Below are 24,241 nucleotides of genomic sequence, written 5' to 3'. Positions count from 1 at the left end.
GTATTGCAAGGCGCAACGGCATGAAACCCTCACGCGCGCTGCTGGCGCTGCTGGCCTGCCTATTCGTTCTCGGCATTGCCCTAGGCATCTGCAGTGCCCTGGCCATCGCCGTGCCACATAGCTTTACCCCAATTTACTGGGGCCTGCTGTTGGTACTGCTCGGCCTGGCGCTGGTCGACGCCCTGCTCCTGCGCCAGGTGCCCTCGCCGCGCATCGAACGCCAGCTACCCGGCAACCTGCCGCTGGGGCGCTGGAGTGAAGTGCGGCTGAATCTGCACCACAGTTACAACCGCCCGCTGCAGGTGGAAGTGTTCGACCATCTGCCCGGCGATATGGCCTTCGAGCACCTGCCGCTCAAGGTTGATCTGCATCCCGGCGAACAGACCCAGGTCAGCTACCGCGTGCGCCCGCTGCAACGCGGGCACTTCCACTTCCCGCAATGCGAGGTCAGCCTGCCCAGCCCCATGGGCCTGTGGTGCGCCCGTCGGTATCTACCCGTAGTGGGTGAGACCCGCGTCTACCCGGACTTCGCTCGCCTATATGGCGCGCAGTTGATGGCTGTGGATGACTGGCTCAGCCAGCTGGGCGTGCGTCAGCAACAACGCCGCGGCCTGGGTCAGGAGTTTCACCAACTGCGCGAATTCCGCGACGGCGACACCCTGCGGCAGATCGACTGGAAAGCCACCGCGCGCAAGCGCACACCGATTGCCCGCGAATATCAAGATGAGCGCGACCAGCAGATCGTCTTCCTGCTCGATTGCGGCCGGCGTATGCGCAGCCAGGATGGTGAGCTGTCGCACTTCGACCACGCCCTCAACGCCTCGCTGCTGCTCAGCTATGTCGCGCTGCGCCAGGGCGATGCGGTAGGCCTGTCGACCTTTGCGGGCGAACACAACCGCTTCCTCTCACCGGTCAAAGGTCAGGCGCAACTAAATGTGCTGCTCAATGCGCTCTACGATCTGCGCAGCACACAGCAACCAGCAGACTTCAACGCCGCAGTGGAAAACCTGCTCAGCCGCCAGCGCCGCCGCGCTCTGGTGGTACTGGTGACTAATCTGCGCGATGAAGATGATCAGGCGCTGCTCGGTGCGGTCAAACGCCTGAGCCGCCAGCACCGCGTGCTGGTCGCCAGCCTGCGCGAAGAAGTGCTGGATACCCTGCGCCACACTCCGGTGCAGGACCTCTCCAGCGCCCTGGACTACTGCGGCACCCTGGACTACCTGAATGCCCGCGCCGGCCTGCACGAACGCCTGATTGCCAATAAGGTACCGGTGTTGGATGCGCGCCCGAGTGAACTGGGGCCACAACTAGTAAGCAGCTATCTGGCCTGGAAAAAAGCTGGCGTGCTCTAGACGCAACGCAGGCCTCAACTAGAGCCAGGTCACGTGCTGTTCCAGCGGAAAGCGCAAGCGCGGGTTGTACACGCCCTTCTCATCCTGTCTGCCTACCGCCAGCAGCATGATTGGCAAAGCCTCACGCGGGATGCTCAGAGTCTTGCGCAGGCGCACTTCATCGAAGCCTTCCATGGGACAGGTGGCATAGCCATGGCTCTGAAAGGCCAGCATCAGGTTCTGCGCCGCCAGTGCCGTGGACTTCACCGCCCAGATACGCATCTGCGCACGGCTGTTGGGCGCACGCATCAGTGGCTTGCGCCAAGCGGCTATACGCAACAGTTGGCGCTTGAACAAGCCCAGCAGCCCAAACGGGCCTTGGTTGTACTGAAAGGGCGCGGTCTTGCTGTAGAAACTACGAATCCGCTCCGGCACCTGCGGCTCCGGCCAGTAATCGATGACGTTCTGACAGGCCTGCTTCCAGGTGTCCGGGCGCGCCAGCACGGCAATAATCAGCGGCGCCTTGGCCGCATTCTGGCTCATGCACACCGGGTGCAAACGGGCCAAAAGCGCCGGATCACGAATCACCTGAAAACTCCAGGGCTGCAGGTTGCAGGAGTTGGGCGCCAGCACCGCCAGCTCCAGGCAGTCGCGCACGACAGCATCGGGCACCGGCTCAGCAGTAAAGCGGCGCACCGCGCGGCGACACTCGATCAGCTCGCGCAGCGCAGCAGGACTGGCGGGGGCAGTGGCAGGGTCAACGGGGAACAGGCTCATCGTGGTCGTCCTTAGCAGATCGACCGATTAAGCCGTGCTAAATGGCTGCGGACAACCCATGTGCGAGCTTAGTCCGCAGCCTTGGCACAAATGGCCTGTTAGCCCAAGGCCTTTTCGATCGCCTGGATCAGGCTTGGATCATCCGGCGTAGTGCGCGGCGAAAAACGCGCCAGTACGCGACCGTCATGCCCGACCAGAAACTTCTCGAAGTTCCAGGTGATATCGCCAGGAAACTCGGCACCCTCGCCCGCCAACAGGCGATACAACGGATGGCGATCCGCGCCGTTCACCTCCAGCTTACTGGCCATGGGGAAGCTGACGCCGTAATTAAGACTGCAGAACGCACGGATCGCCTCTTCATCATCCGGCTCCTGCTCAGCAAACTGGTTACACGGCAAGCCCAGCACGCTGAAGCCTTGCTCCTTGTACTGCTGATAAAGCTGTTCTAGCCCTGCGTATTGCGGTGTTAGGCCGCACTTGGAGGCCACATTGACCACTAACACTACCTGCCCCTTGAAGGGTGCCAGCGGCAACGCTTGGCCATCTAGCGCACGCAGGTTGAGGTCGTGAAAGGCACTCATGGTTAACTCCTTTAAAACACCGGTTTAGCGCGAGAGACGAAATGCTCTGAAGCCATCTTAACGTCGCCCAGCGAAGGCCTGCAGGGTGCTGGCCATAAACAGCTGGCCATAAAAAAGGCACCTGTCAAAGGTGCCTTTGTTTAATTTCAGCTTAGCAGTCGAGCCGGTAATTGATACGACCATAAGTCGAATTACAGCGCCGACATAAGGCTGAAACTTAGTGCTGGTGACCACCTTCGCCATGGATATGGCCATGGGCAACTTCTTCTTCGCTGGCATCACGCACTTCAACGATCTTGACCTTGAAGTTCAGGCGCTGACCGGCCAGTGGGTGGTTGCCATCAACGATCACGTCATCGCCGTCGAGGTCACGGATAGTAACGATTTGCATGCCGCCGTCCGGGCCGGAGGCGTGGAACTGCATGCCGACTTCCAGCTCATCCACACCTTCGAACATCGAACGGTTGAGGGTGGCTACCAGCTCGGCGCTGTATTCGCCGTAGGCGTCTTCCGGCTCGACTGCAACGTCCAGCTCGTCGCCAGCTTGCTTGCCCAGCAGGGCTTTTTCCAGGCCGCCGATGATGTTGCCGGCACCGTGCAGATAAGCCAGCGGCGCGCCGCCTGCGGAACTGTCGATCACCTCACCGGCATCGTTAGTCAGGGTATAGTCGATGGAGACGGCCTTATTGGCGGCGATCAGCATGGGGCGAGACCTTTTGCTTGAAAATAAAGAGCGGGCGAGTTTACCGAAGGGCGCGCCTGAAAGCGAACCGGACACAGACGGACGGCCATGCAGCGCATTAGTGCGCGTGCTTGATTTTCGTCAGGATGAGCACGGCGATTGGCTGGCAGTATTGTCCTGCGGCCATACCCAGCACTTGCGCCATCAACCGCCCTGGCAAAACCGTGCCTGGGTAGTGGATGCGCAACAACGCCAGGCGCACGTGGGCAAACCTTTCCTGTGCGGCTGGTGCGCGGCTGAACGTGGTGCACGCGAGGCGATGACAGAGCGCCCGAACCAAGATTTGAACAAGGAGCGGTAAATGCCCGCACGCAATATTCTGGTGATCAACTGCGGCAGTTCATCGATCAAGTTTGCCCTGATCAACGAAACGCAAGATGCCTTTATCCTTAGCGGCCTGGCCGAGTGCCTGGGCAGCCCCGAAGCACAAGTCCACTGGCAACAGGGCGACATTAAAGACAGCCTGATTCTGCCCCACGCCGATCACCGTGCCGCCCTCACCCAGGTCTTCCCTCTGGTACAGGCCGCAGCGGGCGGCCAACTGCACGGCATCGGCCACCGCGTGGTGCATGGCGGCGAACATTTCACCGCCGCCTGCCGCCTGGATACGTTGAGCCTTGCGGCGATTCGCACCACTGCACCGCTGGCCCCACTGCACAACCCGGCCAACCTGCTGGGCATCGAAGCGGCGATCAAGCTGTTCCCCGAGTTGACTCAGGTGGCGGTGTTCGACACGGCGTTTCACCAGACCCTGCCCGAGCACGCCTACCGCTATGCGCTGCCCGAGCACCTCTACCGCGAACACGGCGTACGCCGCTATGGTTTTCACGGCACCAGCCACCGTTTTGTCAGCCAACGCGCCGCGCAGATGAGTGGGCTACCGATCCAAGCCAGCAGTTGGCTGGTCGCGCACCTGGGCAACGGTTGCTCAACCTGCGCCATTGTCGATGGGCAAAGCCGCGACACCAGCATGGGCCTGACACCACTGGAAGGCGTGGTAATGGGCACCCGTAGCGGCGATGTTGACCCCAACCTGCACAGCCACCTGGCGCGCACCCTGGGCTGGAGCCTGGAGCAGATCGAAGCGATGCTGAATAAAGACAGCGGCCTGCTAGGCCTCTCCGGTTTATCCAACGATATGCGCAGCCTGGAACAGGCCCGCGAACAGGGCCATGCCGGCGCCACCCTGGCCATTGAAGTGTTCTGCTACCGCCTGGCCAAATCCCTGGCGGCCATGAGCTGCGCCCTGCCGCAACTCGACGGCCTGGTCTTTACCGGCGGCATCGGCGAGAACTCGGCGCTGATTCGCAGCAAGACCGTCGCCCACCTGAAATTGCTCAACCTGGCCCTCGACGAACACGCCAACGTCCGCACCGTGCGCGGCGCGGCTGGATCAATCCAGGCCCTGGGTCACCCACGCGTGCTGGTCTTACCGACCAATGAAGAACGACAGATTGCCCTCGATACACTGGCACTACTCGACGCCTAACGGAGCCCCTATGCACACCTTTTTTATTGCCCCCACCGGTTTCGGTGTCGGCCTGACCTCAATCAGCCTCGGCCTAGTGGGCGCTCTAGAACGCGCCGGCCTCAAGGTCGGTTTCTTCAAACCCATCGCCCAGCCACATCAGGGCGATATGGGCCCGGAACGCTCCAGCGAGTTGATCGCCCGCACCCACGGCCTGCACTCACCCAAACCCTTGGCCCTGGCGCATGTTGAACGCATGCTCGGTGATGGCCAACTGGACGAGCTGCTGGAAGAAATCATCAGCCTCTACCAACAAGCGGCTGAGGGTAAGGATGTCGTTATCGTCGAAGGCATGGTGCCGACTCGCCAGGCCAGCTATGCCGCGCGCGTCAACTTCCACCTGGCCAAGAGCGTCGATGCCGAGGTGATTTTGGTCTCCGCGCCGGAGCAGGAAAACCTCAGTGAGCTGATTGATCGTGTGGAAATCCAGGCCCAGCTGTTTGGCGGGCCGAAAGACGCCAAAGTTCTCGGGGTGATCCTTAACAAGGTGCGCAGCGAGGATGGCATCGAGGCGTTCACCAGCCGCTTGAAAGAACTCTCGCCGCTGTTCAAGAGCGATGACTTCCGCCTGCTTGGCTGCATTCCCTGGCAGGACGAGCTAAACGCCCCGCGTACCCGTGACATCACCGACCTGCTTGGCGCGCGGGTGCTCAATGCCGGCGATTACGAACAGCGGCGCATGCTCAAGATCGTGCTCTGCGCCCGCGCGGTGGCCAACACTGTGCAACTGCTCAAGCCTGGCACGCTGGTGGTGACGCCGGGTGACCGCGACGACATCATCCTCGCAGCCAGTCTCGCAGCGATGAACGGCACGCCCCTGGCTGGTTTGTTGCTGTGCAGCGACTTTGCCCCTGACCCACGCATCATGGAACTGTGCCGCGGCGCGTTGCAGAGCGGCTTACCGGTGATGACGGTGAGCACCGGCTCTTACGACACCGCAACCAACCTCAACCGCCTGAACAAGGAAATCCCAGTCGACGATAAGGAGCGCGCCGACACGGTCGCCGACTTCGTCGCCAGCCATATCGACCACGAATGGCTATTTACCCGCTGTGGCACCCCGCGCGAGCTGCACCTGTCGCCGCCCGCGTTCCGCTATCAGTTGGTGCAGCGCGCCAAGGCGGCGAACAAACGCATTGTCCTGCCAGAAGGCAGCGAGCCGCGCACCGTGCAGGCCGCCGCGATTTGCCAGGCGCGTGGCATCGCTCGCTGCGTGCTGCTGGCCAAGCCAGAAGAGGTGCACGCAGTGGCCCGCGCCCATGGCATCGCACTGCCTGAGGGGCTGGAAATTCTCGACCCGGACCTGATCCGTGAACGCTATGTCGAACCCATGGTCGAGCTGCGCAAAGGTAAAGGGCTGAACGCGCCAATGGCCGCCGCGCAGCTGGAAGACACGGTGGTGCTGGGTACCATGATGCTGGCTCTGGATGAGGTCGACGGCCTGGTTTCCGGCGCGATCAACACCACCGCCAACACTATTCGCCCGGCCCTGCAGCTGATCAAGACCGCGCCGGGTTACCAGTTGGTGTCGTCGGTATTCTTTATGTTGTTGCCTGACCAAGTGCTGGTGTACGGCGACTGCGCGGTAAACCCCGACCCGACAGCCGCTGAACTGGCAGAAATCGCCTTGCAAAGCGCCGCCTCGGCCAGCGCGTTCGGCATCACCCCGCGCGTGGCGATGCTCAGCTACTCCACCGGCGACTCTGGCAGCGGCGAAGAAGTCGAGAAAGTTCGCCAAGCCACACGCCTGGCACGTGCCATCAACCCAGACCTGCTACTCGACGGCCCGTTGCAATATGACGCGGCGGCGATCGAGAGTGTCGGCCGACAAAAAGCCCCCAACAGCGCGGTGGCCGGGCGCGCCACGGTATTTATCTTCCCAGACCTGAATACCGGCAACACCACCTATAAGGCGGTCCAGCGCAGCGCCGACTGCGTCAGTGTCGGACCCATGCTGCAGGGCCTGCGCAAACCGGTGAACGACCTATCGCGCGGCGCACTGGTTGACGACATCGTCTACACCATTGCCCTGACCGTGATTCAGGCCGCCAACTTGCCGCGCTAATACTTGCCAGCCCCCGTCAACTTGCCGTACTGACCGGTTAATAGGCCTGAAAAGCCACGAACTGCGGGGATAAACGGCACTTCGCATGGTTTGCAGTTCGGTGCACAGACGTTAATCTGTGCGCCGAACGATCGGTGGTGCAAAGCCACCGACTTACACACCACGGGCGTACGCCCTATTTTCGGAGACACCGGCCCCCATGCTGCATTTTCTCCCGGCGCCACTGCGCGGCCTGCTTGCGGGCCTACTGCTCGCCCTGAACACCCTGATTTGCTGCTGGCCGCTGTTTATCGGGGCCCTGCTCAAGTTTCTGCTGCCCTTCGCGCAGGTCCATCGCCTGCTGCGTGCGGCCATGCATGCAACTGCCGAGTTTTGGATCTCCACCAACAAGTTCTGGATGCACCTGGTTGGCAATATCGAGTGGAATGTCGAAGGGCTCAAGGGCTTCGATAAGCAGCACTCCTATCTGGTGACCAGCAACCACCAGAGTTGGGTCGATATCCTGGTGCTGCAATACCAGCTCAACCGTCGTATCCCATTCCTGAAGTTCTTCCTCAAACAGGAGCTGATCTGGGTGCCGGTGATCGGTCTGTGCTGGTGGGCGCTGGAATTCCCCTTTATGAAGCGCTTCAGCAAGGAATACCTGGCCAAACATCCTGAGAAGCGCGGTCAGGACCTGGCCACTACCCGCAAGGCCTGCGAACGCTACAAGACCAACCCGGTGTCAGTGTTCAACTTCCTTGAAGGCACGCGCCTGTCGCCTGCCAAGCACGCTCAGCAGCAATCCCCGTTCAAGCACCTGCTCAAACCCAAGGCCGGCGGTATTGCCTTTGTTCTAGACGCCATGGGCGAGCAACTGCATAGCCTGGTCAACGTCACCATTCACTACCCGCAAGGCGCGCCTGGCTTCTGGGACCTGTTGTGTGGACGGATTGATAAGGTGGTAGTGCGCTTCGAAGAGGTGCAAATACCCAAAGAATTTATTGGCGGTAACTACGATCAGGACGATGCTTACCGCCTGCAGTTTCAGCAGTGGGTCAATCAGCTTTGGCTGGACAAAGACGCGCAACTGGATGAGCTGAAACAGCGCTTTCCTGCCAATTGAAGTGTGACTAAAGCTAACGAAAGCCCGCCTACCCGGCGGGCTTTTCATTGCGCGGTAGGTTGTGCCAATCCACTTGCGCGGGGAACGCATTGGCCTGCTCGACGCTCAGCCCCGGCGCAACCAGAAAGCCCTGCATGATCGCGCAGTCGTGTTGCGCCAGCCAATCGCGCTGAGCCATGGTTTCCACCCCTTCGGCGATGACCTCAAGCCCAAGATGCCGCCCGAGGTCGATGATGGTGCTGACCACTGCGGCATCACGGGGCGAATCGAGCATGCTGCTGATAAACAGCCGGTCGATCTTCAGCGTATCCAGCTCAAAATGGCGCAAATAGGCCAGAGACGAGTAGCCGGTACCAAAGTCGTCGATCGCGATCTTAACGCCCAGCTCACGCAGCTGACGCAGTTGTTCACGACTGGTATCCAGGTCTTGCATCAGTGCGCTCTCGGTGACCTCCACCTCCAACTGCTGCGGTGCCAGTTGATGCTCATCCAGCACCCGCCGCAAGTCCTCAACCAACTGCGGCATGCCGAACTGCACCGGGCTGACATTCAAACTGATCACCAGCTCGGTTCCATAGTGCTGACTCATCTGCCGGCACTGCTCGACCCCGGCCTTAAATATCCAGCTGCTCAAGCGGTTGATCAGTCGCGTCTCCTCCAGCAGCGGGATAAACACCCCCGGCGCCACCGTACCGGCGACGCGATGCTGCCAGCGCAACAGGGCTTCGAAACCCCGTAAACGCCCGCTTTCTAGGTAGATCTGCGGCTGATAAACCAGCACGAAATCATCATTCTCGATGGCTGTGCGCAAACTTTCCTCAAGCATCAACCTTGAGCGCGCGCGACCATTCATCTCCGGCGAGAAAAAGCGGTATTGCTGGCGCCCCGCTCGTTTGGCCTCGTACATGGCCATGTCTGCTGCGCGTAACAAGGTTTCGACGCTTTGCCCACACTCAGGGAAGCAAGCAATGCCTACGCTCGCGCCCAGGGTTACATCAACACCGTCGAGCGTATGCCGCACCGAGACTTGCTCAATCAGTTTTTCGGCAATGCGAGCTGCATCTTCCGGGTGGTCCAGGCTGTCGAGTAAGGCCGTAAACTCATCACCGCCAATCCGCGCCAGGCTGTCATAGGAGCGCAAGCTTAGCTTGAGCTGCTCGCCAACTCGCCTCAACAACGCGTCGCCAACATCATGCCCGAGCGAGTCGTTGATCCGTTTGAAACCGTCCAGATCGAGGTAGAGCACAGCCATACGCTGGCCGCTCCGCTCGATACGCGATAACGCCGACTCCAGCGCCTGATAGAAACCCCGTCGATTGAGCAGGCCCGTCAAGCTGTCGGTGATCGCCTGGGACTCCAATTGCTGATGCAAGTGACGCTCCACCGACATATCCAATGCCATGACCACCATTGCATGCTGCAAACGCGGCAACGGCGAACAAGACAACGCGACCGGCACCTCACCGCCGCTCAGCGTACGTAGATTGGCATCATTCTGGCGATAGACTTCGCCGCGACGCCAGCGCCGGTAAAACTCTGACATACGCCACTCGCATGTCACCTGAGGGGCCAGCAGATAAGAGAGCATTTCACTGCCCTGCAAATCGCTGACCGTGCCCTCAAGCATGCGGGCCATGGCCGGGTTAGCAAAATTGATGCAGCCGTCCTCCCCCACCACCATGATGCCTTCGGCAGCGTTATCCAATACCGAGGCATTGAAGGCCCGCGCCGTATCCAGCTGCTGTGTGAGCTGCAGAAGTTCGCTGCGGTTGCGTTCATGTTCGAGCAGGGCGTGAATTTTGTGGCGTAAGACACTGGAGTCGAACGGTTTGAGCATGAAATCCACCGCACCGGTGGCATACCCTTTAAGGACCGAATCCTGGGTCTGGGCGATGGCGGATACAAAGATGATGGGGGTGTAGCGCGTACGCGGATTGCCGCGCATCAGCCGGGCGACTTCGAAGCCATCCATAAATGGCATCTGCACATCCAGCAGGACCAGACCGACATCCTCTTCAAGCAGGCACTGCAAAGCGGCTTCGCCTGAGTCGACGCAACGCAGTTCCCAGTCGCCATCTTCCAGCAGGGCCTGCATAGCCTCCAGATTTTCCGGGCGGTCATCCACTACCAGCAGCACTTGTGCAGCGGCTGTGACCTTGAGTTGGGCTTGGGCCATACAGTTCCCCCTTGTCCCTGGCGAGTGCCTTTCGGCTCCTGTTGCGATTCAGGTTAGCAGGCTGCAGCAAAACTATTCAGGTGGTGCCGCTGCAGCGGATGAACCGCTTGGGGCGTCGGTCATTGCCAGCCAGCGCCTCAACAGCTCCAACAGGGCCTCACGACTTACCGGTTTGGCTAAATAGTCGTCGGCACCGGCGGTGATGCACTTCTCCCGGTCGCCTTTCATGGCATGGGCCGTCAGAGCAATGATTGGAATACGGCAGGCATGCTCGGTTTTCAGTAATCGAGTCGCGGTATAGCCGTCCATGACCGGCATGGCCATATCCATCAGGATCAAGTCGAACGGCTCACGTTCATAACACTTAATCGCTTCCTGGCCGTCCTTTGCCGAACTGATGATCAGCCCCACCTCGTCGAGCAAGGCCGTCAGGGCATACACATTGCGCACATCATCATCGACCAAAAGAACCCGCCGACCTTCCAGCGGATTTTCCGCCATCGGCACACCTAATCGTGCGGGGTCACGTACATCACCGAGAAAACCCTGCACCGCCTCACTTAGCGCCTGCATGTCCTCGCCATGCTTGTGCACCACTACCGCACTGTAACGGCGCAGACGCTGCAAGGCCTGGCGAGTGACATCAACACCCGTGTTGACCACCACCCGCGCATCATCAAGCGGGCGCTGCCGATTAAGTGCTTCCAACAGTTCAAAGCCATCCTGATCAGGTAGATCAAGATCAATCACCAACGCGTTGAACGCGCCCGCGACGTAAGCCTGCTGCGCTTCATCGGCCCGCGCGCAGGCCTGTACGGTAAAGCCCATTTGTTGCAGGTGCTCACGGTAATGCTCACGCTCAACCTCAACATCCTCCACCAGCAGCAAGTGCTGCGCCGGCTGCTGGCCGACCATTTGCAGATCGTCAAAAACCTTTTCCAGATCTGCAAGCTGGATTGGCTTGACCAGATAGCGTGTGCTGTCATCGCTCCAGTCGGCCGGTTGCGGTACGCAAGAGATGATGTGCACCGGCGTGTCCCTGTAACTGGCATGACTGCGCAGATTACGGAACAACTGCCAGCCGCTGATATCGGGTAACAGGATATCTAGAATGATCGCACTGAAGCGCTCGCCTTTCAGCAGGCCAAGTGCCTGCTTGCCGGAGCGGCAATGCACACTGGCAAAGCCATGCGCGTGCGCTTCCTCTGCCAGCACCATGGCGAAATCTACATCGTCCTCAACAATCAGCACAGCCGGCCCCACGCCGCTGCGCTGCGGTGCGTCTGTCACGGCTTGCACCTGCTCCTGCGCCATCACCCTTACCGGCAGCCGCACAGTAAAACAGGAGCCCTCACCCAGCGCACTTTGCAGGGTGATTTCACCGTCCATGGCCAATACCAACTGACGCGTGATTGCCAACCCCAGTCCAGTGCCACCGAAGCGCCGACTGGTAGAACCATCGATCTGCTGGAAGGCTTGGAATATTTGTTCGTGCTGTTCAGGGGCGATCCCCATGCCGCTATCACGCACGCTGAAATTCAGCAGCTCATACCCCTCATCCGGCTCACCGGCGGCACAGGATACCGTCAGGCTGACCTCTCCCTGCTCGGTAAACTTCAGGGCATTGGAGAGCAAATTGCGCAAAATCTGATGCAAGCGTATGCGGTCACTGTGAATCACTCGCGGCACGCCCGCCTCCAACTGGGTGTGCAGGCGCAGGCCTTTAATTTCCGCCATGGGCCGCAAGCCGGCATCCAGCTCGACCAGAATATCCTGCATGTTCAATGGTTCTATTTTCAGCTGCATACGCCCGGACTCGACTTTGGCCAGGTCGAGCACGTCGTTAATCAATTGCAGTAGATCACTGCCCGCACGGTGCACGATGTCGGCATGCTTAGCCTGTTTCTCGGTGAGATTGCCCGCACTATTGAGGCGTAGTTGATCGCTGAGTATCAAAATACTGTTGAGCGGCGTTCGCAGCTCATGGGACATATTGGCGAGAAACTCTGACTTGTAACGGTTGGCCAGCATCAACTGATCGGCCTGATCGCGCAGGCGCTGCTCGGCGGCTTTACGTTCGCTGATGTCAATAATCACCGCCTGTACCAACGCCTCTTCACCACTGCGTATGGGCGACAGCCCCACCTCAAGGGGGATCAGGTGACCGTCGCGGTGCTGGCCAAACAATTCACGGTTACTGCCCATGCGCCGCGGTTCTGGATTGCCCTGGTAGGCCTTACGCTGCGGCACGTGGCTATGGCGTAAATCAGTCGGCAAGAGCATTTCTACGGGTTGTGCCAGTAACGTCTCGCGGTCATAGCCAAAAAGCTGCTCGGTCTGACGGTTGACCATGGCAATACAGCCTTGACTGTCCACCAGCACAATAGCGTTGGGCGAGGCTTCGACCACAAGACGAAAGCGCTCCTCGGCACCTTTGCGGGCTCGTAAATCGACGAGGTTAATCAGGTAGTTCACCCCCGTAGAATCACCCAGCACACTCACACTCAGCGCAACCGGCAACTCGCCGCCGCGCTCAGGACGAATCTGATACTCATGAGCCAACTCGGGCGTGTCGTGGTCTATCGCCAACGTGCTGAGTTGCCCGACAGTAGGCAGGAAGCGCCTTACACGTTCACCGAGCAGACTCGCCGGCGTCGAGTCGAGCAGCTCCGCAGCGCTGCGATTCGCCATCTCGATGCGCCCCTCGGCATCGCATAACAAGGTGGCCACCGGCAAGAGTTCAACCAGCAGGCGAAAACGCTCTTCGCGCTCACGCAATTGCTCCGTCGCCAGCTGACTGGCCACTAACTCACGCTCACGTAAATACAGATACCCGCCGACTAACAACGCCAGCAGTGCGGCCGCCGCCAGGCTCAGCCATAGGCGCAGGCTGCTGGCCGGGTTGAGTTGCTCGGCGTCATAGACGGCGGTACTGCTGACTTCAAGCACCCAGTTACGACCGTACAGTGGTAGTTCCAGCACATGCCGAAACGCCGGAGGGGCTGTTGCGCTGGAGGTTTCACCACTGAGCAGGAGCGTCTCTGGGGCTTGCTTATCTGTCAGAACGATCGCAAAACGACTGGCCTGCGCGCCCAGAATGCCGGACATCAAATCCTGGCTGCGAAATGCGGCATGCACCGTGCCTAGTAATGCTGCACGACGCTCTTCCACCGTATTCAACGGTTTATCCGGCTTATACACCGGCAAATACAGCAACACGCCCGCTTGAATATTTTCCTTGGTTTCCTGACGGAGTGTGACCGGTGCACTGAGGGTCGCGACGCCACTTTCAATGGCCAGTTCAATGGCCGTCTGCCGCACCGTTTCGCTGAGCATGTCAAAACCTAGCACCCGCCGATTTCGCCAATCCAGCGGACTGATGTACTCGATGAGTAAGTACTGCTCTCGCTGCCCAGACGGAAAGAACAATGGTATATCACGGTCTATTCCCTTCTCTTGCGCAACAAGCTTTTCAAGCTGATCCGCTAGCAAATAACGCGACCACGCTAGCGCCTGAATACCCGGGTAGCGATCCTGTAACTGCAATTGATCCATGGCCCGCTCCCACTCAACCGAGGAGACGTATTCGCTTCCGCTCATCAAGCCTGACGTCCCGCGCAGCACCATTTCATAGGACTGCATGCGACTGAGGACCCGCTGACTGACATCCTGTGCATCGAGCTCGAAGCGCAGCTGACGCTGTTCGTGCTCTCGCTGCTCAAGGGCGCGCCATTGCCAAAGTGACAGGCCGCCCAGACCCACCAGGAGAATCAGAGTGACCAAAATGGGTAGCCAGGGTTTGCGAGGGGTAACGGCAGGCCGGTCGTCCATGCGATCTCCAATCTTCATCCATGTAAGGCGCACACAGTTGCGCCACGGCAGCAAAATTTAAGTAACGATTACTAGCAGTCTAGCCAGATATTAAAGGCTCGCTCTCTGGGTCCAGGCTAAACACCCCGCGCACAATTCGCAGGCATAAAAAAGCCGCGCATTCGGGACGAATGCGCGGCTTTTAGACGTACCTGCAGTTACAGCGGACGCAGGTTGATTTCCACCCGACGATTCTGCGCACGGCCTGCTTCAGTGGCATTACTGGCAATCGGCTGGTTAGGGCCCGCACCATAAGACGACAACCGCGAAGCCGGAATGCCATTGGCGCTCAGGTAAGAGGCGACACTCTGCGCACGACGGTTGGAAAGATTCTGGTTCAACTCAAGGGAGCCGGTGCTGTCGGTATGGCCGACGATATCCACACCGTTCTTGTCGAATTCCTTGAACACCGTAACCAGGGAATTGAGTGTTGGATAGAAGCTGCTGGAAATATCCGCAGAGTTACTGGCGAAGGTAATATTGCCCGGCATGATCAACTTCAGGTCATCGCCATTGCGCTGCACCTGCACACCAGTGCCTTGCAGGGTCTGGCGCAGCTTGGCTTCTTGGGTATCAACGTAATAACCGTAACCACCACCAGCCGCACCGCCCACGGCCGCACCGATCAAAGCACCCTTGCCGCGATCCTTCTTGCTCGACGTGGCCGCACCAATCACCGCCCCGGTGACTGCGCCAATACCGCCGTAGATGCCCGCCTTGCCTGCCTCGCGCTCACCGGTATAGGGGTTGGTGGTACAGCCGGCGAGCACGCCAAGACCGAGGGTGACCACTGCAAGATTTCGCCATAGGTTCATGCGTGCTTCCTTATAATTCAATTAGATGCGAGCTTTCGCTGAGTTTTTTGAGCCTAAACAACACGCAAAGTTCCTTTGCAGACCATGCAGCATGCCAGTAGGGCGCAGCAGCTATGCGCGAACGAACGGATTATCACGCATTTCATCCCCCAATCGCGTGTCGGCACCATGGCCGGTCACGACAGTGGCGTCTTCATCCAAGCAATACAACCGCTGCTTGATTGAGCGCTCGATAGTGCTGTAATCGCCGCCCCACAGATCGGTACGGCCTATACCGCGTTTGAACAGCGTGTCTCCCGCAATCAGCAGCTTGTCCTGAGGGAACCAGAAACTCATCGAACCGGGCGTATGCCCTGGCGTATGCAGCGCGACGCCACATCCACAATCAAGCGCCTGATCGTCGCTCAGCCACTGATCCGGCGCGGGCACCGGCGTGTAAGGCACGCCAAACATGCGGCACTGCATTTCGAGGCTATCCCAGAGGAACTGATCTTCTTTATGCAGATGCAGAGTCGCGCCGGTTAACTCCTTCATCTGCCCGGAGGCGAGAAAGTGATCCAGGTGCGCATGGGTATGGATGATGCTGACCACTATGAGGCCATGGGCTTCGAGGCGCGCCATGATCAACTCGGGATTACCACCCGGATCAATCACAATCGCCTTCTTGCTCAGCGAATCGCCAATAATCGTGCAGTTGCACTGCAAAGGCCCGACAGGGAAGGTTTCCCGTATTAGCTGGGGTTTTGCGGCTTCCATGGGTGCTCCTGTATGATTGATGGCACAATTTTGGCACAGTGCGGTTGAAGATGGCGACGTTCAGGAAGAAAGGCCCATACCAGTGGCACGCCCAAATCAGACGTAAAGGGTGGCCCCAACAGACCCGCACATTCAATACCCAGGCAGAAGCAAAAACCTGGGCGACCATGATCGAACGCGAAATGGATGCCGGCGTGTTCGTCAGCCGCAACGAAGCCGAGGCCACCTCGTTCTCCAGCGCACTGGAGTTGTACGCCAAGGAGGTGACTAGCAAGAAGCGCAGCAGCGCCTCTGAGCTATCGCGCATCCAGGCCATGCAACGCCACCCGTTGGCACTTCGCTCGCTTGCGAGCATTCGTGGCTCCGACATGGCCACTTACCGCGACATGCGTCTCGAAGAAGGGCTGGCCCCCTCCACCGTGCGCCGTGAGCTGGCACTGATCTCTCACGTCTTCACCATCGCCCGCAAAGAATGGCGCATGGAGTCACTGAGCAACCCCGTCGAATTGATCCGCCAACCGAGCGTTGACGACGCCCGTGAACGACGAATCCTCAGTGCTGATGTATGGACGCGCAAAGACGGGAAGCTGGTATGTGAGCACCTGGACGAACTGGAAATGATCAGCCGCCACTCGCGCTCGACCGAGCTGCCGAAGATCGTCGCCTTCGCCGTGGAAACGGCAATGCGCCGCAGTGAGATAACCGGCCTGCTACGCGCCAACGTAAATCGGGGCAAGCGTGTCGCCCTGCTGCCCATGACCAAGAATGGCTCTGCTCGGGGCGTCCCTCTTTCCAGCAAAGCTGTGGAGATACTGGAAAGTCTCGCCGAGCGTGACGATGGCCGCTGCTTTAAAAGCCGGCCAGACTCAATCACCAAGGCATTCGCGGATGCCATCGCCGATGCTCGCAGCGCCTACACGGATGGGCTAAGCCTTCACCTCAAACAGAAAAAGCTTTCCCAGGGCAAGATCGACCAACGCATCAGCGATGACCCGTTTCTGATGGACTTACGCTTTCATGACCTGCGCCATGAAGCCACCTCGCGCCTCGCCGAAATTTTCCCGCTGCACGAACTCACCAAGATCACCGGCCATCAGGACACGCGAATGCTGATGCGCTACTACCACCCGAGGACAGAAGACCTTGCCAAAAAACTTCAGTGACAGCGGCCCTCGAAGGCTGAGCGCCGAGGAAATTGATGAGCTGCGCCAAGATATGCAGGCTGCAAGCGCCTGGGTGCGCGCAGAGCTAAAACGTCGACGCGCACAACGGGAGCAACCTGAACAACCGCCTGAGGAACCAAATTTTAGCCGCTAAAATTTTCGACCGGTCTCTGCGATCAATGCAGCAGGTCTGTAGAAAACACCAAGACCAATAACTTCTTTAAACTGCCCGCATTCTGCCTGGCACCACCAAGGCAACGGACAATCACTGATTCAGCAACGGACTACCGCACCATGGCCCAATTGGAAAACATCGAGGCAATCGAAAAGCGCCTCTGGTCTGCCGCCGACACCCTGCGCGCCAACTCCAACTACGCGGCCAATGAATACTTCATGCCCGTCATGGGCCTGATCTTTCTGCGCCATGCTTACAGCCGCTACCTGGCCGTGAAGGATGACATCATTGCCAGCCTGCCCAGCCGGGGCGGCAAAACGCGAGAAGTCACCAAAGAAGACTTTTCTCAGCGCGGCGCAATTTATCTGCAACCCCACGCCCAGTTCGACACCCTGGTTGGCTTGCCGGATAGCGCAGACCGCGCCCAAGCCCTTATCAGCGCGATGGAAAGCATCGAGGCCGATTACAGCTCCCTGGCTGGTGTATTGCCTAAAGCGGAATACCAGCAGTTGGAAAACAACGTGCTTGGCCAGTTGCTGCGCACCCTCAACCCAGAGGAACTGAAAAAGGCTACCGGCGACATCTTCGGCCGCATTTACGAATACTTCCTCACGGCCTTTGCTGACGTAGGCGCACACGATGGTGGTGAGTTTTTCACCCCTGTTTCCCTAGTTCGTTTGATCACCAATATCATCGAGCCCGACCACGGCAAAGTGCTCGACCCCGCCTGCGGCTCTGGCGGCATGTTCGTACAGAGCGCACATTTCGTAGAGCGTTTGAAGCAAAACCCAAGTGAACTACTGACCTTCTACGGCGCAGAGAAAAATGCCACCACCATCCGCCTGGCCAAGATGAACCTGGCTGTGCATGGCCTGAGTGGTGACATTCAGAAAGCCATCAGCTACTACGAAGACCCGCACGAACTGCTGCACAAGGCCGACTTCGTAATGGCCAACCCGCCGTTCAACGTTGATGAGGTGGACGCAGAGGCAGTCAAGAATGACCCGCGCCTGCCCTTCGGCTTACCCGGTGTAAACAAGGGCAACAAGGTCAGCAACGGTAACTACCTGTGGATTTCCTACTTCTACAGCTACCTGAACGACAAGGGGCGCGCCGGCTTCGTGATGTCATCCCAGGCTTCCAGCGCCGGCCGCGACGAGGCCCGTGTACGGCAGAAACTGGTGGAAACTGGCCATGTCGACGCCATGGTCGCGATTCGCTCTAATTTCTTTTACACCCGTACCGTACCGTGCGAGCTGTGGTTCTTCGATAAAGCCAAGCCTGCCGAGCACAAAGACCATGTGCTGATGCTTGATGCACGCAACACCTATCGCAAGGTCACGCGCAAGATCTACGACTTCGCCCCAGACCAGTTAGCCAACCTTACGGCCATCGTCTGGCTGTATCGGGGCGAGCAGCAACGCTTCCTCGACCTGGTTGCAGAGCACCTTGGCGAAACAGTTGCGGCTGCCCGCGACTGTCGCGAGCCCCTGATCGCCCTGCGCAACGCAATCGACACCCTGACAGATCAAATCAAGCCAGCAATCTCTGCAGTAGGTAATGCGGCACTGACCCAATCCTTGGTTGAGCTGGAGTCCGCCACCACCGACTACTGTGCCGAAGCAGGAGCCTTCGATAGTGATGTGCAAGCCTGCAACAGTTTCTGGCAAGGCGTCACGTCCACCAATGCACTGCTACTTGCCGCTGGAAACAAGTTTAAAAGCCTGGCTGAACATAGTCGCGACCTAATCAAAGATTCTGACCTGCTCTACAAGCTCAGCAGCCGTCTACTGGAGGACTATGCACGCTATGCCCATGAGGACGACACTCCAAACCCTACAATCCGCGACTTAAACCGAAGCCGCAAAACTGCTGAAGAGTCGCGTAAGTCTTTGGTGGAAAAATTAAAGCAGGTGCGCCATTACTGGAAAGCGGCTCATTGGCTACAAGAGAAATTCCCGTCTGCCGAGCTACGCGACATTCCTGGGCTGGTTAAACGTGTCAGCCTAGCGCAAATCGCTGCCAACGACTGGTCACTTACCCCGGGTCGCTATGTAGGTCAGGCACCTGAAGAACAGGATGACGACTTCGATTTCGAGCAGGCGCTTCGCGAAATTCATATTGAACTGCGGGGCCTGAATGACGAAGCAGTCGAGCTTGCGGCGGAAATCGCGAGTAGCTTTGAGGGTTTGGGAATATGAACTGGCAAAATTGTTTGCTTGGCGATTTCCTGACCCTAAAAAGGGGCCACGACCTACCATCCCGCGTACGCCAACAGGGTTCCATACCCGTAGTCTCATCTGCCGGGATAACCGGTTATCACTCAGAAGCAAAGGCATGTGCTCCTGGGGTAGTGACGGGACGATACGGCACTCTCGGGGAAGTTTTTTTTCTCGAGGAGGACTACTGGCCTCTAAATACAGCACTTTACGTAGTGGACTTCAAAGGTAACGACCCGCGATTTACGTCTTACTTTCTAAAGAACATACTGAAGGACTACCAGAGCGACAAAGCAGCGATACCCGGCGTAGACCGCAATGTCCTGCATGCTCTGCAGATAAAGGCTCCAGACGCTGACACTCAGATACGAATATCCCATGCGCTGTCTAGCTACGATGACCTTATCGAAAATAATCGTCGACGCATTAAGCTTCTGGAGGAATCAGCCCGACTGCTCTACCGCGAATGGTTCGTCTACCTTCGTTTCCCAGGACATGAGCATGTAGTCATTACTAATGGCGTACCCGAAGGCTGGGAGCAGACCTCACTTGGCCAATACAGCAAGCTCAACTATGGCAAAGCCCTTAAAGCGGAAAACCGCGTTGAAGGGGATTTCGCGGTTTATGGCTCCAGCGGAGTCGTAGGTTCACATAATGCCGGGCAGGTAAAGGGGCCGACTATTATTGTTGGCCGTAAAGGAAATGTCGGTAGCGTTTACTGGTCCAGTCGAGATTGCTGGCCTATCGATACGGTTTACTTCATCGATTCTGACAAGGCCAATCTCTACCTTTACTACGCCCTGCAATTTATGCAGTTCATCAACACAGATGTTGCAGTGCCCGGGCTTAATCGAGATCTGGCCCATAGCCGCCCGCTCATGATACCGAGCCCTAGAATTCTGAGTGAGTTCTTACTGACTGCAGCGCCCATACGTCAGCAGATTGAAAAACTAGAAGAACTGAATCAAAAACTCGCCCAAGCTCGCGACCTGCTTCTACCTCGCCTAATGAATGGCGAAATTACTGTTTAATTTTTGGATGGAACCAGATGAAAGCCGAAGAAAGCACTGTTGGGCATATCCTCACCGATCAAATCTGCTACGAAATCCCTCCGTACCAGCGCCCTTACTCCTGGAAGGCGGAGAACGTCCAGCAGCTGCTAGAAGATGTCTGGGAAGCTTATGGCAATAGCGACGAGGAATACTTCATTGGCTCTCTCATCACCATCGAGATTGAAAAGGGTAAACGCTACGACGTAGTCGACGGCCAGCAGCGCCTGACGACACTCAACCTCATCCTCGCTCGCCTACGTGATCACATTGAAGATGGTGCCGCTAAAGCCGTGCTGGGTAAGCGCGTACTACCCCGCAATGAGCTGACAGGCGAAACGGAAACACCTCGCCTGTTACTGCGCCGTAAAGATCAGAGCTTTTTCCGCCGCCATGTTCTCGACTCTCAGCCTCTCCCACTGCCAGCTGAACGCAGCAAACTCGATGCCCCTCAACAGCGCATCACAGAAAACCTTGAAGCCATCGACGCGTTCCTAGGGCAAAAAGATCAGCAAACCCTCAAGCTTTTCGCCAACTACTTGCTGATGAAGGTGTATGTAGTTTTCGTAAAAACCGAGTCGTTAAAGTCCGCCTACCGCCTGTTCAACGTGCTCAATGCCCGCGGCATGTCGCTGTCGAATGCAGACCTGATCAAGAACACCCTGTTCAGCGAGTTAGGTAGCCAACAGAACCTCAGCAATGAGCTGGAGGATCGGTGGCTAGAATTAGAAGAAATCGTGGGTATCGAGCTGCTGGATAGCTTCCTCAGCCATCACCGCACCTCGCTGATGGCAGCTAAGGCCAGGGGCTCCCTGCATGAGGAATACCGCCCGATTATCGAAGGGTTCGCTGGCGGCCCCTTCGCCTTCCTGGATCAGGTCATTCTCTCTGCCAAAAATTTCATGCGTATCTGGGATATCGACTTTCAAGATGCCGCATCAGTGCGAGCGCTTAACGCTCTCTGGCGCGTCAGCTATGACGAATGGATACCTCCTCTGCTCGCCTACCTGAACCAGCCAGTGGATGATCTGAGCGAGGCGCAGTTCCTAAGCCTGCTGGAACGAATCACCATGCAGAACTGGGTACGTCGTCTTGGCCGCACAGCTCGCCTGACCGTTTACTTCAAGCTGATCAACGCTATCAAAGCCGCGAAAACCGTTGATGAGGTGGGTGGCATTTTCAGAGCCCACGCCAACAATGATGAATTCATCAATCTCCTGGGTGGCGAGATCTACGGCAAACCTTTTGACGCGGCAGTGCTCTTGCGCCTGGAAGAAGCCTCGCAGGATGACTCGGTCACGAAGACATTCAGTGGTCGACTGACCATTGAGCACGTCATGCCACAGGCGCTGAAAGACGCTTATTGGAAGGATCGGTTCAACCCTGAGAATCATGGCCTATGGCTCCATCGCCTTGGCAACCTGGCCATGCTGAGTGGTAGCAAGAACTACAAAGCGCAGTACTTCGATTTTGATCGCAAAAAGAAGATCTACTTGGACCGGGATAAAAAAGTCTCCTTCGATCTGACCAAAGAAATATGCGCTTTGGCCGAATGGAGTGAAGACGCCTTGAAAGCACGCCAGGAACGACTCATTAAATTGGCCAAGGAGACCTGGTCGATTGGCTGACAACAAAGGGCACACCAACATGCCACTCGAAGATCAGCACCTCGACCGCAAGTCCCTGCGCAAGGTAACTGGCAAATCCGCCAATTGGCAGGAGCTGGCCTCCGATTGCGTCTGCTTCGCCAACAGCGAAGGCGGGAAATTGCTGATCGGCATCGAAGACGGGGCTGAGCTACCACCTGCTGAGCAACGGGTAGAGTCGGGACTGCTGGATACCCTGCGCCGCCGGGTTCAAGAGCGCACCGTCAACGTCATTGTCGCCCCGCGCATGGTAACTGCCGAAAACGGCGGCCAGTACGTCGAGCTGACGGTAGCCAAGGCCTTCGGCGTGGCATCCACCTCCGACGGCCGCTATTTCCTGCGTGTGGGCGACAGCTGCCAGCCGGTACTTGGCGATGACGTGATGCGCTTGCTTAACGAGCGCCCCGGCGTGCCCTGGGAAGCGTTAAGTAACCTGCAGGTGCCACGTGCAGCCGTCGACGCTGGCAAGCAGACTGAGTTAGTGCAGCGCTTGCGCGCTTCGGATCGGGTCAAGGCAAACACCAAGGAAAAGAGCGATCCCGAACTGCTCGATCACTACGGCTTGGCCGACGGTGAATGGCTGACCAATCTCGGCGTACTAATCCTTGGTACAGCGCGTGATCGTGCCCGCCTCGGCACTGCGCCAATGGTGCAAGCGCTGAAATACGACGAGCATGGCGACAAGGTGAATAAGTGGCTGTGGGATGACTACCTGCAGTCGCCAATTGAGCTGGTGGATGCCATCTGGCGCGAGGTGCCGGACTTCCGCGAAAGTTACGAACTGCCCGACGGCCTCTATCGTCAACACATCCCCGCTTTCGATGAGCGGGTGGTACGTGAGCTATTGGTCAATGCCCTGGTTCACCGTCCTTATACCCAGCGCGGTGACATCTACCTGAATCTGCATCCAGATCGGCTCGAAGTGGTAAACCCTGGCCGCCTGCCATTTGGCGTAACCCCAGGCAATATTCTGCATGCCAGCCGACGTCGTAACGACCGCATGGCCGTCCTTTTCCACGATCTGCAAATGATGGAGAAGGAAGGCACCGGCTTCGATTTGATGTACGACGTGCAGTTATCCCAGGGTCGCCCAGCACCGGAGACCAGCGAAGGGCCGGACTCCGTACGGGTCACCATCCGACGCCGCATCGTGCGCCCGGAAATGATCGGATTGCTAAAAACCGTTGATGAGCGCTTTCAGCCCACTCGCCGAGAGCGTATCACTCTTGGGTTACTCGCCCAGCACGAAGGCATGACTGCCAGCGAGCTGGCATCCGCTCTGGAACTCAGCTCAGCCGATGATCTAAAGCCCTGGTTCGGTCGCCTACGTGATTGGCAATTGGTGAGTGAAAGCGGTCGCACCAAGGCAACCCGCTACTTCGTTGCACCTGAATGGCTACGTGGCAGTGGTCTGGAGGGGAAGACCACCCTTACCCGTATTGAGCCGCATCGGTTGCGAGCGCTGATTTTGGAAGATTTGCAACGCTACCCTGGCTCATCCTCCAGTGAAATCAACACCCGTATCGGCGGTGAGATCTCTGATCGCACGGTGAAACGTGCACTGGATGAGCTGATCGAGCAGAATCAGGTTCGGCCAGAAGGTGAGCGGCGCTGGCGGCGCTACTGGTTAGCCGACCACACCAGCTGAAACAGCACACCTCATAAAAGACAAAGCCGGGGTAATCCTGCCCACTTCTATCGGCTTTGTCTTTTAGGGCATCCCCAATGCCCCGCGAAATATACTTCACCCTAATGGACATCTCTTGATGCGCGCTTGGCAATGTCCGATAGGAATGCCAAGCAATGCCCTCCCTGGCCCCTCCATGCCAAATGCCTTGTTATGCGGATTCCACGCCATTCGGACACTCAGCCCACGCTGATCCGGACACCTGTTCCACGATCATTCGGACAGGCAGTCGGAGCGCAGCGACGCAGGGGTGGCATTGTTAGTCTGAGGTGCCCGGCGTCGTCAATTTCTGCGTCCGTTTGCGCATTGATTCACCCTTCAGATTGATCCGATAAGCGTTGTGCACCAGGCGGTCGAGGATGGCGTCGGCCAGGGTCGGGTCGCCGATCAGCTCGTGCCAGTTGTCCACCGGCATCTGGCTGGTAACGATGGTCGAGCGCTGGCCGTAGCGGTCGTCCAGTAGCTCCAGCATGTCGCGCCGCTGTTCGGCGGTGAACGGGGCTAGGCCCCAGTCGTCGAGGATCAGCAGGTCGGTCTTGGCGTAGCTGCTCATCAG

General features: G+C 58.2%; 18 protein-coding genes. 10 read left to right on the top strand and 8 right to left on the bottom strand.

Annotation, left to right across the window (positions count from 1 at the left end):
- Positions 1 to 20 precede the first annotated feature (20 nt).
- On the top strand, positions 21 to 1,352 hold the full coding sequence (locus tag SOP97_RS04400; RefSeq protein ID WP_322948346.1) for a DUF58 domain-containing protein: 1,332 nt from the start codon (positions 21 to 23) through the stop codon (positions 1,350 to 1,352).
- Positions 1,353 to 1,370: 18 nt separating this feature from the next.
- Here the strand turns inward: SOP97_RS04400 and SOP97_RS04395 are convergent, their stop codons facing one another.
- The 3 genes from SOP97_RS04395 to SOP97_RS04385 form a co-directional block, all read right to left on the bottom strand.
- Positions 1,371 to 2,108 (bottom strand): nitroreductase family protein, encoded by a 738-nt coding sequence (locus SOP97_RS04395; protein WP_322948345.1) that lies wholly within the window; start codon positions 2,106 to 2,108, stop codon positions 1,371 to 1,373.
- A gap of 98 nt (positions 2,109 to 2,206) precedes the next feature.
- Positions 2,207 to 2,689: a glutathione peroxidase gene (locus SOP97_RS04390; protein WP_322948344.1), complete on the bottom strand. Its 483-nt coding sequence runs from the start codon at positions 2,687 to 2,689 to the stop codon at positions 2,207 to 2,209.
- Between the two features lie 217 nt (positions 2,690 to 2,906).
- Complete coding sequence (locus SOP97_RS04385) at positions 2,907 to 3,392, bottom strand: FKBP-type peptidyl-prolyl cis-trans isomerase (RefSeq protein WP_322948343.1); 486 nt, start codon at positions 3,390 to 3,392, stop codon at positions 2,907 to 2,909.
- Between SOP97_RS04385 and SOP97_RS04380 the strand changes: the two genes are divergently transcribed.
- The 4 genes from SOP97_RS04380 (at position 3,361) to SOP97_RS04365 (ending at position 8,129) form a co-directional block, all read left to right on the top strand.
- On the top strand, positions 3,361 to 3,732 hold the full coding sequence (locus tag SOP97_RS04380) for a DUF3565 domain-containing protein (RefSeq protein ID WP_322948342.1): 372 nt from the start codon (positions 3,361 to 3,363) through the stop codon (positions 3,730 to 3,732). The genes SOP97_RS04385 and SOP97_RS04380 overlap by 32 nt on opposite strands.
- Entirely contained in the window at positions 3,733 to 4,920 is a 1,188-nt protein-coding gene (locus SOP97_RS04375) for an acetate kinase (protein ID WP_322948341.1), read from the top strand. It abuts the gene before it with no gap.
- 10 nt (positions 4,921 to 4,930) lie between these two features.
- Positions 4,931 to 7,024, top strand: coding sequence for a phosphate acetyltransferase (gene pta / locus SOP97_RS04370; protein ID WP_322948340.1), 2,094 nt, complete (start codon positions 4,931 to 4,933; stop codon positions 7,022 to 7,024).
- Between the two features lie 199 nt (positions 7,025 to 7,223).
- Complete coding sequence (locus SOP97_RS04365; protein ID WP_322948339.1) at positions 7,224 to 8,129, top strand: acyltransferase; 906 nt, start codon at positions 7,224 to 7,226, stop codon at positions 8,127 to 8,129.
- Positions 8,130 to 8,157: 28 nt separating this feature from the next.
- On the opposite strand, the gene SOP97_RS04360 is transcribed toward SOP97_RS04365, so the two are convergent.
- The 4 genes from SOP97_RS04360 to SOP97_RS04345 form a co-directional block, all read right to left on the bottom strand.
- Positions 8,158 to 10,305 (bottom strand): putative bifunctional diguanylate cyclase/phosphodiesterase, encoded by a 2,148-nt coding sequence (locus SOP97_RS04360; RefSeq protein WP_322948338.1) that lies wholly within the window; start codon positions 10,303 to 10,305, stop codon positions 8,158 to 8,160.
- A gap of 72 nt (positions 10,306 to 10,377) precedes the next feature.
- Positions 10,378 to 14,136, bottom strand: coding sequence for a response regulator (locus SOP97_RS04355; protein WP_322948337.1), 3,759 nt, complete (start codon positions 14,134 to 14,136; stop codon positions 10,378 to 10,380).
- Between the two features lie 197 nt (positions 14,137 to 14,333).
- The gene (locus SOP97_RS04350; RefSeq protein ID WP_274089670.1) at positions 14,334 to 14,990 is read right to left on the bottom strand and encodes an OmpA family protein; all 657 of its coding nucleotides are present in this window, start codon (positions 14,988 to 14,990) and stop codon (positions 14,334 to 14,336) included.
- Positions 14,991 to 15,101: 111 nt separating this feature from the next.
- Entirely contained in the window at positions 15,102 to 15,746 is a 645-nt protein-coding gene (locus SOP97_RS04345; protein ID WP_322948336.1) for an MBL fold metallo-hydrolase, read from the bottom strand.
- A 167-nt stretch (positions 15,747 to 15,913) separates the two neighbouring features.
- On the opposite strand from SOP97_RS04345, the gene SOP97_RS04340 reads away from it, so the two are divergent.
- The 5 genes from SOP97_RS04340 (at position 15,914) to SOP97_RS04320 (ending at position 23,646) form a co-directional block, all read left to right on the top strand.
- Positions 15,914 to 16,909: a tyrosine-type recombinase/integrase gene (locus SOP97_RS04340; RefSeq protein WP_322948335.1), complete on the top strand. Its 996-nt coding sequence runs from the start codon at positions 15,914 to 15,916 to the stop codon at positions 16,907 to 16,909.
- A 294-nt stretch (positions 16,910 to 17,203) separates the two neighbouring features.
- Complete coding sequence (locus tag SOP97_RS04335) at positions 17,204 to 19,285, top strand: class I SAM-dependent DNA methyltransferase (RefSeq protein WP_322948334.1); 2,082 nt, start codon at positions 17,204 to 17,206, stop codon at positions 19,283 to 19,285.
- The gene (locus tag SOP97_RS04330) at positions 19,282 to 20,334 is read left to right on the top strand and encodes a restriction endonuclease subunit S (protein WP_322948333.1); all 1,053 of its coding nucleotides are present in this window, start codon (positions 19,282 to 19,284) and stop codon (positions 20,332 to 20,334) included. The genes SOP97_RS04335 and SOP97_RS04330 overlap by 4 nt, the downstream gene beginning before the upstream one ends.
- Positions 20,335 to 20,351: 17 nt before the next feature.
- Positions 20,352 to 21,980 (top strand): DUF262 domain-containing protein, encoded by a 1,629-nt coding sequence (locus SOP97_RS04325; protein ID WP_322948332.1) that lies wholly within the window; start codon positions 20,352 to 20,354, stop codon positions 21,978 to 21,980.
- Between the two features lie 19 nt (positions 21,981 to 21,999).
- Positions 22,000 to 23,646 (top strand): ATP-binding protein, encoded by a 1,647-nt coding sequence (locus SOP97_RS04320; protein WP_322948331.1) that lies wholly within the window; start codon positions 22,000 to 22,002, stop codon positions 23,644 to 23,646.
- 298 nt (positions 23,647 to 23,944) lie between these two features.
- Here the strand turns inward: SOP97_RS04320 and SOP97_RS04315 are convergent.
- A partial coding sequence (locus SOP97_RS04315; RefSeq protein WP_322948330.1) for an ATP-binding protein occupies positions 23,945 to 24,241 on the bottom strand: 297 nt, incomplete at its 5' end.

Origin of the sequence: Pseudomonas spirodelae (assembly GCF_034653255.1) — a bacterium.
Lineage (GTDB): Bacteria > Pseudomonadota > Gammaproteobacteria > Pseudomonadales > Pseudomonadaceae > Aquipseudomonas > Aquipseudomonas spirodelae.
The sequence above is the reverse complement of the archived record's forward strand: the minus strand, read 5'-3'. Positions and strand labels throughout refer to the sequence as shown.